The organism is Rhizobium sp. RCC_161_2, from assembly GCF_041355235.1.
GTDB lineage: Bacteria > Pseudomonadota > Alphaproteobacteria > Rhizobiales > Rhizobiaceae > Rhizobium.
In genome coordinates, this window is the sequence record NZ_JBFUPL010000005.1 from 169,856 (window position 1) to 183,539 (window position 13,684).

15 protein-coding genes are annotated in these 13,684 nt (G+C 60.3%); 8 read left to right on the forward strand and 7 right to left on the reverse strand.

The window, feature by feature from the left end; translation table 11 throughout:
* Positions 1 to 161: 161 nt before the first annotated feature.
* From AB6803_RS15260 to AB6803_RS15275, 4 genes are read right to left on the reverse strand one after another with little or no spacing between them, the layout of a single operon-like run.
* Entirely contained in the window at positions 162 to 2,474 is a 2,313-nt protein-coding gene (locus AB6803_RS15260) for an ATP-binding protein (protein ID WP_371109669.1), read from the reverse strand.
* Between the two features lie 55 nt (positions 2,475 to 2,529).
* Positions 2,530 to 3,048: a signal peptidase II gene (gene lspA, locus AB6803_RS15265; protein WP_371109670.1), complete on the reverse strand. Its 519-nt coding sequence runs from the start codon at positions 3,046 to 3,048 to the stop codon at positions 2,530 to 2,532.
* Positions 3,045 to 3,905, reverse strand: a complete 861-nt coding sequence (locus AB6803_RS15270) for a TrmH family RNA methyltransferase (protein ID WP_371109671.1) — start codon at positions 3,903 to 3,905, stop codon at positions 3,045 to 3,047. Before AB6803_RS15270 ends, lspA begins: the two co-directional genes overlap by 4 nt.
* On the reverse strand, positions 3,902 to 5,056 hold the full coding sequence (locus AB6803_RS15275; protein ID WP_371109952.1) for a class I SAM-dependent methyltransferase: 1,155 nt from the start codon (positions 5,054 to 5,056) through the stop codon (positions 3,902 to 3,904). The genes AB6803_RS15270 and AB6803_RS15275 overlap by 4 nt, the downstream gene beginning before the upstream one ends.
* Before the next feature lie 115 nt (positions 5,057 to 5,171).
* Between AB6803_RS15275 and AB6803_RS15280 the strand changes: the two genes are divergently transcribed.
* Both AB6803_RS15280 and AB6803_RS15285 read left to right on the forward strand, forming a co-directional pair.
* Positions 5,172 to 5,624: a carbon monoxide dehydrogenase subunit G gene (locus AB6803_RS15280; RefSeq protein ID WP_371109672.1), complete on the forward strand. Its 453-nt coding sequence runs from the start codon at positions 5,172 to 5,174 to the stop codon at positions 5,622 to 5,624.
* Between the two features lie 20 nt (positions 5,625 to 5,644).
* Complete coding sequence (locus AB6803_RS15285) at positions 5,645 to 6,094, forward strand: N-acetyltransferase family protein (RefSeq protein ID WP_371109673.1); 450 nt, start codon at positions 5,645 to 5,647, stop codon at positions 6,092 to 6,094.
* On the opposite strand, the gene AB6803_RS15290 is transcribed toward AB6803_RS15285, so the two are convergent.
* The 3 genes from AB6803_RS15290 to sppA all read right to left on the reverse strand — a co-directional run bounded on the left by AB6803_RS15290 (position 6,095) and on the right by sppA (position 7,980).
* Complete coding sequence (locus AB6803_RS15290; protein ID WP_371109674.1) at positions 6,095 to 6,427, reverse strand: LapA family protein; 333 nt, start codon at positions 6,425 to 6,427, stop codon at positions 6,095 to 6,097.
* Between the two features lie 260 nt (positions 6,428 to 6,687).
* Positions 6,688 to 6,996: an integration host factor subunit beta gene (locus AB6803_RS15295; protein WP_371109675.1), complete on the reverse strand. Its 309-nt coding sequence runs from the start codon at positions 6,994 to 6,996 to the stop codon at positions 6,688 to 6,690.
* Between the two features lie 27 nt (positions 6,997 to 7,023).
* Entirely contained in the window at positions 7,024 to 7,980 is a 957-nt protein-coding gene (sppA, locus tag AB6803_RS15300) for a signal peptide peptidase SppA (RefSeq protein WP_371109676.1), read from the reverse strand.
* A 327-nt stretch (positions 7,981 to 8,307) separates the two neighbouring features.
* Here sppA and lptC point away from each other — a divergent pair, with 327 nt between their 5' ends.
* The 6 genes from lptC (at position 8,308) to ptsN (ending at position 13,618) form a co-directional block, all read left to right on the forward strand.
* The gene (lptC, locus tag AB6803_RS15305; RefSeq protein ID WP_371109677.1) at positions 8,308 to 8,994 is read left to right on the forward strand and encodes an LPS export ABC transporter periplasmic protein LptC; all 687 of its coding nucleotides are present in this window, start codon (positions 8,308 to 8,310) and stop codon (positions 8,992 to 8,994) included.
* Positions 8,991 to 9,656, forward strand: coding sequence for an LptA/OstA family protein (locus tag AB6803_RS15310; protein WP_371109678.1), 666 nt, complete (start codon positions 8,991 to 8,993; stop codon positions 9,654 to 9,656). Before lptC ends, AB6803_RS15310 begins: the two co-directional genes overlap by 4 nt.
* A 55-nt stretch (positions 9,657 to 9,711) precedes the next feature.
* The gene (lptB, locus tag AB6803_RS15315; protein WP_371109679.1) at positions 9,712 to 10,482 is read left to right on the forward strand and encodes an LPS export ABC transporter ATP-binding protein; all 771 of its coding nucleotides are present in this window, start codon (positions 9,712 to 9,714) and stop codon (positions 10,480 to 10,482) included.
* Between the two features lie 195 nt (positions 10,483 to 10,677).
* A complete protein-coding gene (rpoN, locus tag AB6803_RS15320) occupies positions 10,678 to 12,237 on the forward strand; it encodes an RNA polymerase factor sigma-54 (RefSeq protein ID WP_371109680.1) in 1,560 nt (519 codons plus the stop codon).
* Positions 12,238 to 12,489: 252 nt separating this feature from the next.
* A complete protein-coding gene (gene hpf, locus AB6803_RS15325) occupies positions 12,490 to 13,065 on the forward strand; it encodes a ribosome hibernation-promoting factor, HPF/YfiA family (protein WP_371109681.1) in 576 nt (191 codons plus the stop codon).
* 88 nt (positions 13,066 to 13,153) lie between these two features.
* Complete coding sequence (ptsN, locus tag AB6803_RS15330) at positions 13,154 to 13,618, forward strand: PTS IIA-like nitrogen regulatory protein PtsN (protein ID WP_153367102.1); 465 nt, start codon at positions 13,154 to 13,156, stop codon at positions 13,616 to 13,618.
* Positions 13,619 to 13,684: the final 66 nt, after the last annotated feature.

A 13,684-nucleotide genomic window follows, 5' to 3' on the forward strand; every position in this document is an offset into this window, starting at 1 on the left:
ACATGGTGCTTTACGAAAAGCAAGAAGCGTGCCTGTTGCAAATGTCTAATAAGCGCAAAGTCCCCAACTTCCGAGGGGACCCGCGAAATGATGCCACGCGGTTTTCCAATAAGATCGTGCTTAAATAAGCGGATCAAGGGGAACGTTGATTCGCAATCAGATTATTGGTTCCTGGCGCGTTCGAAAGCGATCTTCGACAGGTTTTGCACCATGGTGATGAGGCGCTGGGGATCGACCGGCTTGACGATGACGGCATCGGCGCCGGCCAGGAGCACCTGACGGCGAATGGCATCGCGGCTGTCCGCGGTCAGCACGATCACCGGCAAAGGCGAAAGGCCGGCCCGGCGCTCCTGCGCCCGCAATTGCGCCAGCACGGTTACGCCATCGCCGCCGGGCATGGTGAGATCGGTGACGATAATGTCTGGACGGCTCTCGCCCTTTTCCATGCGAGCCAGCAGGCCGGTGAAATCCTCGACGAGGCGAACCCGGTGTCCGGCCTTGGCCAGCATGGCACGAACCAGCATGGCATTGACGGGATCGTCCTCGCCGAGCAGGACATTGAAGGCCAAGTCCGTCGCTTCCGGCGCCATCAGACCGAAGCCAGGCGGATTGTCGATCAACGCTTCCCGCTTCTCCATGCCGCGCATGCGGCCGCTCAAGACATCGATCAGCGATTGCTCGCGCAGCGGCCGGATCAGCCAGGCATCGAACAGATCAAGCGGATGCGTGTTACGTTCCTCCGGGTTGACCAGGAAGATCTTGCGCAGACGGGAAGTCGCCAGTTCGCTGCCCTCGCGGAAATACCATGGGGCCATGCGGTGATCGACGATCAGATCCGTCAGCGGCCCATCTTCGCTATACGACACGTACAGGCGCAGGCTTTCGGTATCGTCGGGGCCGATCAGGCGGCAGCGGCCGCCAAGCGTTCGGATGGTTTCGGCGATCGCCGTGCTTGCCGCCCCTTCCGGCGCCAGCAGCAGGATGCGGGAGCCCTTGAGCAGATCATCCCGCCTGCCGGGCGCATCCTCGCCGGCGACGAGGGAAACCGGGAAGCGGATGGTGAATTCGCTGCCGTTGCCCCGCTCGCTGGCGACGCTTAGCGCGCCGCCGAATTCGCGCAGGATGCGGGCGGAAATCGCAAGTCCGAGACCCGTGCCGGCGCTTCTGTCCAGCATATTGCCGGCCTGCTCGAACTCGCCGAATATCCGCGCCTGCTCCTCTTCCGTCATGCCCGGCCCGCTGTCCCTGACCGATATCAGCAGATTGCCGCCGTCAAGGCTGGCGCGAATGAGGACGCCGCCCGTCTGGGTGAACTTCACGGCGTTGCCGATGACGTTGAACAGGACCTGGCGCAGCCGGGCCGGATCGAACTCCATGGTTTCGGGAACATCGGCCGAAACGGTCGCGGCAATCTCGATGCCCTTCTCGTGGGCGCGATGGGCGAGCATCTCGACGACGCCTTCGAGCAGCGGCCGCAGCGTCTCGGCGCGCGGGCGAAGCTGGAATCGATTGACTTCGATCGTCGAGAAATCCAGGAGGTCCTCGACCAGTTGCACCAGCGCATTGCCGGACTGGCGGATGCCGGTCAGATAATTGGCCTGCTCAAGGGTCAGCGGCGTCTGGGCAAGCAGATGGTTCATGCCGAGAATACCCGACAGCGGCGTGCGGATCTCATGGCTGACGGTGGCAAGCAGCCGCGACTTGGCGGCGCTGTTGTACTCGGCTTTCAGCCGTGCCTCTTCGCGCAGACGCGTGGCTTGCCGCTCCTCGGTCACATCGCGGGCGACGCTCTGGATACTCAGCCGGCTTGTGACCGGATCGCGGAACATCACATCGTGCCAGGCAAAGATGCGCGGGCCTTCGGGCGTCAAAATCTCGGCATCCTGACGCTGCGATGCCGTAACGGCGCGAAAGACGAGCCCGGCCTCTTCCAGCGTCAGGCCCTCCGGATTCGCCTTGCCGGTCAGCTTGCGGAACGTCGCATTCGCATGAATGATGCGGCGCTCGATGCTGCGCGTGACCGTGATATCGCCGAGCGCATCATGGATAGTGGCAAACAGGCTGGTGCTCTCGTTGCTCTCCCAGAGACGGTCATACTCCTGCTCGCTGAGCGGCGGCGCATCGGCGATGACCCTGCGGCCGGTCTTCCGCTCCATGGCGATACCCGCAACCGCGATTGCCAGGGCTATCAGGCCCAACAGGCCGACGAGCACCAGCGGGCCGCCGAGATAGCCGGCGCACAACAGCGCCGCGCCGGCGATCAGGCCGCCGCCGTTCAGCCAATGGCTTTGCAGCCATTGAGAAAATCTGGGAGAAAATCTGGACGGAGTGGATGGGCCCTGCCCGGCTGCCGGCAAGATCTCGATTGGATCGGCGTCCAGGCCGGGCGCGTCCACGAGCGGCCGTTCACGCGAACCGGTTTGGTCATCAGCGGCGGCGACAAGCTTATCCTGCAGGTTTGCCAGAGTGCTCATGCCCGTTTGCTAACACGCGCACTCTTCCCGATGCCTTCAGGGATTCGCTAGAATTTTAAGCGTTTGCCTTTTTTGGCAAGAGAAGCTCGTCCAGAATGACGCAGGCGGCCCCGACGGTGATGAAACTGTCGGCGAGATTGAAGACCGCGAAAGACCATGTCTCCGTGTGGAAGAGAACGTAGTCGATCACATGGCCGTAGAGAAACCGGTCGATCAGGTTGCCAAGCGCGCCGGCGATGATCAGGGCGAAGCCGAGATGGGCGAGCCAGCGATGATTGGGCGTACGCCGCCAGAGCCAGAGCACGAAGGCGACGATGACGAGCCGCATGCCGACGATGAACCAGCCATCCATGCCCGACAGCATCGAGAAGGCGACGCCGAGATTGTAGGTGCGGTAGAGCGCCAGCATCGGAATGACCGGCACCATCTCCTGCAGCGGCAGCCAGTGATCGACCATGATCTTCACGGCCTGGTCGAGGATGACGGCGATGATGATGAAAATCAGGATCGGCAAGGGCCGGGAAAACAATGCGGGCTTGGCGGCGGCCTGGTCGTTGATGTCGCTGTCGGTCATCGTGTCTCGCTGAGAGTGAGAAGATGGCGGCGGGCTTCGAACAGCATCACCGCCGTCGCCACCGCCAGGTTGAGGCTGTCGGCGCGGCCGGCCTGCGGAATGCGGGCAAGCGCATCGGCCTCCTTCGCCAGGGCATCCGGCAGACCGGATTGCTCGTTGCCCATCAGGAGCACGACGGGTTTCTTCTTGTAATCGATGGTGCGATAGTCGACCGCGCCGGCCAGATGTGTGGCGACGACCGAAACGCCGGCCGTCTTCTTCCAGGTTAGAAACTCTTCCGGCGTTGCCTTAACGACGGGAACGGCAAAAACCGAGCCCATGGTGGCGCGCACGGTTTCCAGCGAAAAGGGATCGGTCGTCTCGCCGACGAGGATCACGCCCGACGCGCCGGCCGCATCCGCCGTGCGGATGATGGTGCCGAGATTGCCGGGATCGCGCACGCGATCGAGCGCGACCCAGGTCTCGCCAGCCTTCGGCCTGACGTCCCGAAGCGGTCGCCAGCGCTGGTCGAAGATGCCGACCACCATCTGCGGATTGTCGCGCCGAGTGATCGAGGCAATGACCTTTTCGCTGACTTCCAGCACCAGCCCGCCGGCGGCGACAGTCTTGGCGGCCACCTGCTCGACCAGCGGCTTGCCCTTGGCGGCCTTGGCGTAAACCAGCGTGCGGATCGTCCAGCCGAGTTCAAGCGCGTCGATGACGAGCTTCAGCCCTTCCGCAAGGAAAGCGCCGCTCTCCTCGCGCGACTTCTTGTTGGTCAGCGCCTTGATGTCCTTGATGATCGGATTGGCAAGCGAGGTGACCTCCTTGACCTGTCCGACCTTGCGGGGACCGTCATTTCTATAGTCCTGGTTCATTTCGGCACCCAGCGGCTGAAGAGGGATGTGGAAAGCGCCCTGCCCGGCGTCTTGCCGTCGAGGCCAGCCTCGCGGATCACCAGCTCGCCGGATTCGACGACACCGCCGGCACCGCGCATGGTTTCGCGCATCAGCTCATGGATCGAATAGAAGCTGGCGCGGATGGAATAGGCCGTCAGCACCAGGCCAAGCGCCTTGGGCGACAGGATCTCGCGGCAGATATCGAGCATCGAAGGCAAATGTTCGAACAGATGCCAGACCTCGCCATTGGGACCACGGCCGAATTTCGGCGGGTCGGTGAGGATGATGTCATAGGTATTACCGCGCCGTTCCTCGCGCAGGATGAATTTCATCGCATCTTCGCAGATCCAGCGGATCGGCAGCTTTTCCATGCGGCCGAGCGCCTGGTTCTCGCGTGCCCAGCCGATCGCCTTCTTCGAGGCGTCGACATGGGTCACCTCCGCGCCAGCGGCAGCTGCCACCAGCGAGGCAACGCCGGTATAGCCAAAGAGGTTCAGCACCTTCAGCGGTCGGTTCGCGGCTTCCACCTGCTGCTTCATCCAGGCCCAATGGACGATCTGCTCCGGGAAGACCCCGACATGGCGAAAGGCGGTGAAGCGGCCGAGGAAATCGACGCCGAGCAGTTTCAGCGGCCAGGTCTCGCCGAGCGCCTCGCGCGGAAACCGCCAGCGGCCCATGCCGTCCTCATCGGTGTCACCGGTGAAGATCGAATCGGCATTGTCCCAGACATGGGCGGGGAGTGACGGCTGCCACAGCGCCTGCGCCTCCGGCCGCACGATGCGGTAGGGACCATATTGCTCGAGCTTCAGCCCATTGCCGGTGTCGATCAGGTGGAAATCGCCGGCGCCCATCGATTCGAGGATAACGGGAACACGCTCGACCGGACGTTCGCCGCTGCGCACGATCAGCGGGCGTTCCGGCGCTGACGGAACGGGTGCCGCGTCGCGTGGCTCCGCCATTCGCTCACCACGGTCCCGCGCCACCGCCGCCGGCCTCGGACCGGCATCGCGCACGGGCTTTGCCGGTGGCTTGCCGGCTTTGACGGGCGCCTCTCGCCTTGCATCCCTTGGGGATTTTGCGCTCGCGCCGCCCGCGGCTCTCTGGCCGGGCCGGCTTTCCCTGTGTTTCACCATGCTTGTCTCGAAATTGATATGTGCGTGCAAATAGCATCTGCCCGCCACTTGGCAAAGCGCTTTCCGATCTGCGATGATCCCCGGACAAAATGCCAGATCGGGAGGATTGCGCATGGACATGACCGGCGAAGAACGGATTGCCGCACCGCGGGATGCGGTGTGGGCCGCACTGAACGACCCCGACATTCTCAAGCAATGCATTCCGGGCTGCCAGAGCCTGGAGAGGATTTCGCCGACCGAACTGACAGCGACAGTGAAATTGAAGATCGGTCCGGTCTCCGCCTCCTTCAACGGCGAAGTGACGCTTTCCAACATCAATGCGCCGGAGAGCTATACGATCTCCGGTGAAGGAAAGGGCGGCATTGCCGGTTTCGCCAAGGGCGGAGCCGATGTCGTTCTCAAGGCGGATGGCAACGAGACGATCCTCCAATATGAGGCGAGAGCCCAGGTCGGCGGCAAGATCGCCCAGCTCGGTTCGCGGCTGGTCGATTCCAGCGCCAAGAAGCTGGCGCAGCAGTTTTTCGCCGACTTCACCGCCGCGATCAATGGCCAGACCAACACCTGATTGCCTCTTGAAGATCGCTCATGACGTCTGAGGCAAACCACTGGATCATCCGACCGGCACGCGAGCAGGACACGGACAGTCTCGCCGAAATCTATCTCGGCGTGCGCCGCCAGACTTTTATCTGGGTCGATCCCGTCCGATTCCACCGGGAAGATTTCGCCGCGCATACGCAGGGCGAGCGTGTCTTCGTCTGCGAGGATGGTTATGGGACGATCGCCGGCTTCCTGACGCTGTGGGAACCGGATGACTTCATCCATATGCTCTATATTCTGCCGGAATTTCAGGGCCGCGGCGCCGGCAAGGCATTGCTTGCCACGCTGCCGGATTGGCCGAGGCGACGCTACCGGCTGAAATGCCTGGTGAAGAACACGCGCGCCATCGCCTTCTACCGCGCCATCGGCTTTAAGATCGTCGGCGACGGCGCATCGCCGGAGGGCGACTACAAGGACATGCAGCTCGGCGGCGAATAGTCACTTCGAGGGGAGCTGACCGGCAATCTGTTCGGCGCGGCTGCGATGCTTGTCGGCTTCGGCCTGCCAGCGCACGGCTTCGCGCGACTGATTGCGAGCGCGCTTGCGGTGTTTGCTCTGGTTAACCCAAGTGACCGCCGCGCCGACCACCATGCCGAGTATCAGTGCGGCAAATAGCAGCACGAAAAGCGGCGCATGCAGCGACAGCACCTGGTCCTCGGGCCTGAACGGATTGAGCGCCAGCGTGGCCGATTGCCGGTTGGCAACGCAGAAGACGATCAGGATGATGCCAAGCGGCAGCAATATCAGCAGATTAATGATCTTCTTGGTCATTGCGCACGCTCCTGTATCCCGACGCCTTCGTGCAACGCACTCGTATCGCCCCTAGAGCGCCGTGCGTTCATTTGAACGCATAAAGGTCGCTCTAGCATTTTAATCTAGAGCATCTTATCCGCTTTCAAATGGTTTCACCGGAAAGCGGGTGCTCCAGCCGCAGAATAAGAAAGACTGGGCAGAGTTCAAGTGCCGCCAGGTTGCGGCACAATGATGTCCACCATGAGTAGCCATCGGGGAATTTCGGTCGGAAGCAGCTGTTAGCTGTCGTCGTCTTCTTCGTCGCCAGCGCCGGGATTGAGACGTTCGCGCAGCTCCTTGCCCGTCTTGAAAAAGGGAACCCATTTTTCCTCGACGAACACGGTGTCGCCGGTACGTGGGTTGCGGCCTGATCGGGAAGGACGGTTCTTGACGGAGAAAGCGCCGAAGCCGCGCAGCTCCACTCGGTTGCCGGCGGCGAGCGCATCGGTGATCTCGTCGAGGACCGCATTGACGATATTTTCGACGTCGCGGTGATAGAGATGCGGGTTACGAGCCGCAACAATCTGCACCAATTCCGACTTGATCACGGTTTGCCCCCTTAAATCATTGATTTATCAATTGGCTGCACCCTGCCAAACAGAAAGCAGGCCGTCAAGAAACAACTTCTCGGTCATTATTTTCTGGAGATCCTCTCCCTTCACAAAATCATCATAACCGAAGAGATTTAGCAACCAGGAAGCAGCGCCCGGCCAAAAGAAGGACGACGTTTTGTCCTCAGCCTTCCAATCGACGATCCGCAGGTCCTTGTTGACCTTGCGCGTATCGAGATAGGCGCGAATTTCGTCCTCGCCGCCGAGCGTGTCGATCAGCTTGTTCTGCAGCGCCTGACGGCCGGTGAAGATGCTGCCGTCGGCAAGCTTCAGCACCTCTTCGCGCGGCAGTTTACGGCGATCGGCGACAAGATCGACGAACCAGCCGTAGCTGTCCATCACCATGTTGCGGATCATGTTCTTGGCATCCTCGCTCGGCGGATGGAAAGGTGACGGCTCGGCCTTCATCGGCGACGACTTGATATCCTCCAGCGAGACGCCGAGCTTGTCGAGCAGGTCCTTGGCCTGCGGATATTGGAAGATGACGCCGATCGAACCGGTGATCGAGGTGTCGCCCGCGACGATATCGTCACCCGCCGTGGCGATCATATAACCAGCGGAGGCAGCGACGGTGCGGATATCGGAAACAACGGGCTTCTTGGCGGCGACGGCGCGGATGGCCTTGAAGATCCGTTCGCCACCATAGGTCGTGCCGCCAGTCGACGAGATCGACACGATCAGCGCCTTGACCTGGTCATTGTCCTTGATCTTCTTCAGCCGCTCCAGAAGCTCGCTATCATCCTGGATAAGGCCGGAAATAGTGACCCGGGCGATCTGCGGCCCGCGCGTATCCGGCAGGTCAGCCGCGAAGAAACGGTACAGAGCAAAACCAAGCGCCACCAAGAGAAGAACGGCGATGATGCGCCAAAAACCAACCTTGCGGCGCAATTGCCGCCTGTCTGCGATTGCAGAACTGTCCATGACGCCTTATCTCTCCCCTTGTTGTAAACTGGGCATGCTACAACCGGATATATAATACCTTGAAACGGGCGCAATCCTTCGCGAGTATGCCGGCCGCCTTTTCGGGCTTATATATCAGGACTTCTGTCCAGTACTTTGTCAGATAGGGCGTCACCCGATCCGATGAAACAGGCAGCCATTATGTTTTTCTGCTAAATTTGCTCGGTTGCAGAAAAAATCCATATTGGCAAGCCAATGCAATAATGCGAAACGATCCGGCGGGCTTGTTGGCACAGTCTGTGCATAACCCAATGCGGTTTTCCGGATCAGAGAACACGGACCTGTTGCATGCTCAATACTGTCGAGACCACCGGCCAGGCAATCGGCTCCGAGGCGGAGAGGAACGCGTATAAGGACGCGATCTTTCATTCCACGCGCGTACGCAAGCTGAGGATATTCCTGCCGCTGGCCGCTCTGATCGTCTCATTGATCTTCATCGCCGTCTCACTGGTGCGCGCCTATCTGCCGGAAAATATCCAGATCGAAGGCGCGCGGATCGAGGACGGCAAGGTCGTGATGGAACGACCCGCGATCGCCGGCCGCAACAAGGACGGCATTAATTACTCCATGCTCGCCGAGAAGGCGCTGCAGGACATTAAAAATCCGAACATGATCACGCTCAAGAGCATCAAGGCCTCCATGCCGGTCAACAACGACGTGATCGCACATGTGACGGCTGCGAGCGCGGATTTCGACCGCCAAGCCGACACGCTGAAACTCACCGACCCCTTTACCATCCTGATGGACAATGGTCTGCGCGCGGAATTCCGAACCGCCTTCCTCGATGTCAAGAAAGGCGACCTCTCCAGCCAGGATCAGGTTGCAATCTACAGAGGCGGCATGTCGGTTGTTGCGCAGTCGATCAAGATGACGGATAAGGGGAGCGTAATCGAATTCGACGGACAGGTTCGGATGAATATTGATCCGACCACACTCCACAACAAAGCTAGCGAACAACGGCCGGGCGGTTCATGATAAACGATTGGCAATATTCACTTTTTAATTCCAACCGGCGCAAGGCTGGGCTTCTCTGTGCGCTCGGTGCGCTGGCGTTTTTCGCGGCGGCCGCGGCCGATGCACAGACGACCACCAGCAAGATGCCCGGCCTCGCCCTTTCCAGCGATCAACCGATTCAGATCGAAAGCGACAAGCTGGAAATCCATGACGCGGAGAGCCAGGCGGTCTTTACCGGCAACGTCAAGGTTGTCCAGGGGACGACGACGATGCAGGCCGGCAAGATGACGGTCTTCTACAAGAAGAAGCAGCCCGCCGCAGACGCCGACGCCAAGCCGGCGACCGACAATCCAGTCGCAAAGGCCGCCAAGGAACAGAACCAGTCGCTGGTCTCCGGCGATGCCAATATCGACCACATTCTGGTCACCAACAAGGTCTACCTCGTCTCCGGCACACAGACGGCAACGGCGGATGACGGCTCCTTCGACATGGCTAACCAGCTTGCAATCCTGAAGGGCCAGAAGGTCGTGTTGACCGATGGGCCAAACGTTTTCACCGGCTGCCAGCTGACCGTGCACATGGCGACGGGCGAAGCACAGCTGGATGCCTGTGGGGGCCGCGTCCAGATCCAGCTCGATCCGAAGTCGCAGCAAGTGCAACAGCAACAGCAAAAAAAGAATTGATTCTGGCCCCCTCGTGACGACATCGACAACATCCCCCTTGCCCGGCGCGTCCGGGTTGCCCACCGCGGCATCCGGCACGCCGACCGCTGATAAAGCGCGTTATCAGGGCACCCTGATCGCGCGCGGCCTCACCAAGACCTATCGCACCCGACGCGTCGTCAACGGCGTTTCGCTGGTTGTGCGGCGTGGCGAGGCTGTCGGCCTGCTCGGGCCGAACGGCGCCGGCAAGACGACCTGTTTCTACATGATCACCGGGCTCGTGCCCGTCGATGAAGGCACCATCGAGATCGACGGCAACAATGTCACCTCGATGCCAATGTATCGTCGTGCTCGTCTTGGCGTCGGTTATCTACCGCAAGAAGCCTCGATCTTTCGTGGCCTGACGGTGGAGGAGAACATCCGCGCCGTGCTCGAAGTCCACGAAAAGGACAAGGAGAAGCGGGAACACAAGATCGACGAGCTGCTCGAGGAATTCCACATCCGCAATCTGCGCACGGTGCCGGCAATCGCGCTGTCCGGCGGCGAGCGGCGGCGTCTGGAAATCGCCCGCGCTCTGGCGACCGATCCGACCTTCATGCTGCTCGATGAACCCTTTGCCGGCGTCGACCCCATCTCGGTCGCCGACATCCAGAATCTGGTGCATCACCTGACGGCGCGCGGCATCGGTGTCTTGATCACGGACCACAATGTCCGCGAGACGCTCGGCCTGATCGACCGCGCCTATATTATCCATGCCGGTGAAGTGCTGACCCATGGCCGGGCCAACGATATCGTCAGCAATCCGGAAGTGCGCAAACTCTATCTTGGCGACAATTTCAGTCTTTGATAGTCTAGGCCCAGACCGGAGCGTGCTGTTACGGTGCCAAAAGGCACGGCGCTCCGGAAATTCACCTTACCGATACAGTTCCGCTTGACCAAACCCAATAAAAAAGCAATTTTTGGGCCAGTTGGGATTTTGCGGTCATTTTTCTGAAAAGAAAACGCGAATCCCTAGGAGATCAAGGGGAGTCCCGCGTCCGCCATGGCATTATCGGCCAATCTTTTCCTGCGCCAAAGCCAAAGCCTGGTGATGACACCGCAACTGATGCAATCCATCCAGTTGCTGCAGATGACGCATTTTGAGCTCACCCAGTTCATCGCCCAGGAAGTCGAAAAGAATCCGCTGCTCGAATTTACGTCAAATGACGAGGATATAGGCAGCAGCAACGAACGCGAGGCGAAGGACGAACGATACGACGCCGCGGACGAGAACCGTGGCGACGATGGATCCGACCGTAACAGCGGCGACCTGAAGAGCGACTGGTACGAGAGCGAGAATACCGGTCACGCCGACCGGCTGAACGATGAACTCGACACCAATTTCAGCAATGTCTATCCCGACGATAGTGCCGCGCAGCGCGCCGATGCGCCCGAGCTTCTAAGCCAGTGGAAATCCATGCCCGGCGGCGAGGCCGGCGAAAGCTACGATCTTGACGATTTCGTCGCAGGCCAGGTCTCGCTGCGCGACCATCTCAACGAACAGATCCCCTTTTCCCTACCCGTCATGGCCGATCGGCTGATCGCCCAGCATTTCGTCGATCAGCTCGACGACTGCGGCTATCTGCAGGTTGACTTGCGCGAGATTGCGGAACGTCTCGGTGCGACCCTTGGCGATGTCGAGCGCGTGCTTGGCGTGTTGCAACAGCTTGATCCTCCCGGCGTCTTTGCCCGTTCCCTCAGCGAGTGCCTGGCAATCCAGCTCCGGCAGCGGGATCGTTTCGATCCCGCCATGGAGCGGCTGATCCAGAACCTCGAACTTCTCGCCCGCCGCGACTTCGCGACTCTGAAGCGGCTCTGCGGCGTCGACGAGGAAGACCTGCTCGACATGATGGGCGAGATCCGCCAGTTGAACCCGAAGCCCGGCAGCGGCTTCGAGACCGGCATATCCGAGGCGATCACGCCCGATATCGTCGTACGCCCCGCCTCCGACGGCAGCTGGCTGGTGGAACTCAATCCCGATACGCTGCCGCGCGTTCTTGTCAACCAATCCTATTTCGCCTCCGTTACCAAGACGAGCCAGGACCATGCCTTCCTGTCGGAATGTCTGCAGAACGCCAACTGGCTGACGCGCAGCCTCGATCAGCGCGCCAAGACGATCATGAAGGTGGCGAGCGAAATCGTCCGGCAGCAGGACGCCTTCCTGATCCACGGCGTCGACCATTTGCGGCCGCTTAATCTGAAAACCGTGGCGGACGCCATCAAGATGCACGAGTCCACCGTCAGCCGCGTAACCTCGAACAAATACATGCTGACGCCGCGCGGGCTGTTCGAACTCAAATATTTCTTCACCGTCTCGATCAGCGCCGTCGAGGGCGGCGACAGCCATTCCGCCGAAGCTGTGCGCCACAAGATCCGCCTGCTGATCTCGCATGAAAGTCCGGAGGCCGTTCTTTCCGACGACGATATCGTCGATACGCTGAAGAAGGGTGGCATTGAGCTGGCTCGCCGCACGGTTGCAAAATACCGCGAGGCGATGAACATCCCTTCGTCCGTGCAGCGGCGGCGAGAGAAGCGCGCAATGGCGAAAGTCGCAAACTTTTAGCAATTGCCCAGATTCAACCTTGGACTGCAAGACTCCTAACGGATCGTTAAGACGCAGTTGACTTTCCCATGCGGCAGGGCTAGAAGCCCGCCGCAATCGGTGCAGGACGACGGCACGACCATGAACTTATCCCCATCATCCCAAAGGCCCCGCATAAACGCAATTTGTCTTTGAGCGCGTGAAGTGCTTGGATGAGCTTGAGGCTTGGCGTAAACTGGTACGCGCAATAACCACGACAAGAAGGGAAACTCCATGAGTGTGCGTGTCTCCGGTAAACATATGGAAATTGGTGACTCCTTCCGCCAGCGGATTGAAGACCAGATCGGTATGGCCGTGACGAAATACTTCGACGGGGGGTATTCAGGCCATGTGACGGTGCAGAAATCCAGTTCCCGCTTCGCAGCCGATTGCAAGCTTCACCTCGACAGTGGCGTCGTTCTGCATGCCGCCGGAGAGGCGATGGACCCGCAATTGGCGTTTGACGCGGCGTCCGCACGCATCGAGAAGCGCTTGCGCCGCTACAAGCGCAAACTGAAAGATCATCAGGCCGCGAGCCACGCGAACGGCCATATCGAAGTCGCCTATACCGTGATGGACGGCATGTCGGACGACGACGAGGAAATCCCAGCTGATTTCGCGCCGGCGATCGTCGCCGAAAGCACGAAACAGCTGAAGACCATGTCGGTCGCGACCGCCGTGATGGCGCTCGACATGACCGACGAGCCGTTGCTGCTCTTCCGCAGCCCGGGCAAGGATCATTTGAACATCGTTTACCGTCGTCAGGACGGCAACATTGGCTGGATAGACGCAGCCAATATCAAAAGCTGAGAAAAGAAGATGAGTGGCGGCCCTGCACCATGTCAGCCGGCCGCCGCTCCTCCGTCATTGGATCTCGGCGACACGAAGGATAAAGAGAATGGCATTGGCAGATTTGCTGCACCAAGATGCGATCATCCCCGCCTTGAGGGCAAATTCCAAGAAACAACTGCTTCAGGAACTGGCAGCCAAAGCCTCCAAGTTGACCGGACTGCCCGAACGCGAAATCTTCGATGTCGTGCTGCAGCGCGAGCGCCTGGGCTCCACCGGCGTCGGCAACGGCATCGCCATTCCGCACGGCAAGCTCAATAGCATCAAGTCCATCATCGGTATTTTCGCGCGCCTGGAACAGTCCGTCGACTTTGAGGCGCTGGACGACCAGCCCGTCGACCTCGTCTTCCTGCTGCTTGCGCCTGAGGGCGCCGGCGCCGACCATCTGAAGGCGCTGTCGCGCATTGCACGCGTGCTGCGCGACCAGGATCTCGTCGCCAAGCTGCGCGCCACGGATTCCGCCTCGGCGATCTACGCCTTCCTCAACGAGGAACAGGCATCCAATGCCGCCTGAGCGGCATAAACTGAATTCAGGACGCTGAAACGACAAAAGCCGGATGATCTTCGATCATCCGGCTTT

Coding starts and splice junctions, on each gene's coding strand:
- AB6803_RS15260 (WP_371109669.1), bottom strand. CDS start 2,474: ATGAGCACTCTGGCAAACCTGCAGGATAAGCTTGTCGCCGCCGCTGAT.
- lspA (WP_371109670.1), bottom strand. CDS start 3,048: ATGACCGACAGCGACATCAACGACCAGGCCGCCGCCAAGCCCGCATTG.
- AB6803_RS15270 (WP_371109671.1), bottom strand. CDS start 3,905: ATGAACCAGGACTATAGAAATGACGGTCCCCGCAAGGTCGGACAGGTC.
- AB6803_RS15280 (WP_371109672.1), top strand. CDS start 5,172: ATGGACATGACCGGCGAAGAACGGATTGCCGCACCGCGGGATGCGGTG.
- AB6803_RS15285 (WP_371109673.1), top strand. CDS start 5,645: ATGACGTCTGAGGCAAACCACTGGATCATCCGACCGGCACGCGAGCAG.
- AB6803_RS15290 (WP_371109674.1), bottom strand. CDS start 6,427: ATGACCAAGAAGATCATTAATCTGCTGATATTGCTGCCGCTTGGCATC.
- sppA (WP_371109676.1), bottom strand. CDS start 7,980: ATGGACAGTTCTGCAATCGCAGACAGGCGGCAATTGCGCCGCAAGGTT.
- lptC (WP_371109677.1), top strand. CDS start 8,308: ATGCTCAATACTGTCGAGACCACCGGCCAGGCAATCGGCTCCGAGGCG.
- AB6803_RS15310 (WP_371109678.1), top strand. CDS start 8,991: ATGATAAACGATTGGCAATATTCACTTTTTAATTCCAACCGGCGCAAG.
- rpoN (WP_371109680.1), top strand. CDS start 10,678: ATGGCATTATCGGCCAATCTTTTCCTGCGCCAAAGCCAAAGCCTGGTG.
- hpf (WP_371109681.1), top strand. CDS start 12,490: ATGAGTGTGCGTGTCTCCGGTAAACATATGGAAATTGGTGACTCCTTC.
- ptsN (WP_153367102.1), top strand. CDS start 13,154: ATGGCATTGGCAGATTTGCTGCACCAAGATGCGATCATCCCCGCCTTG.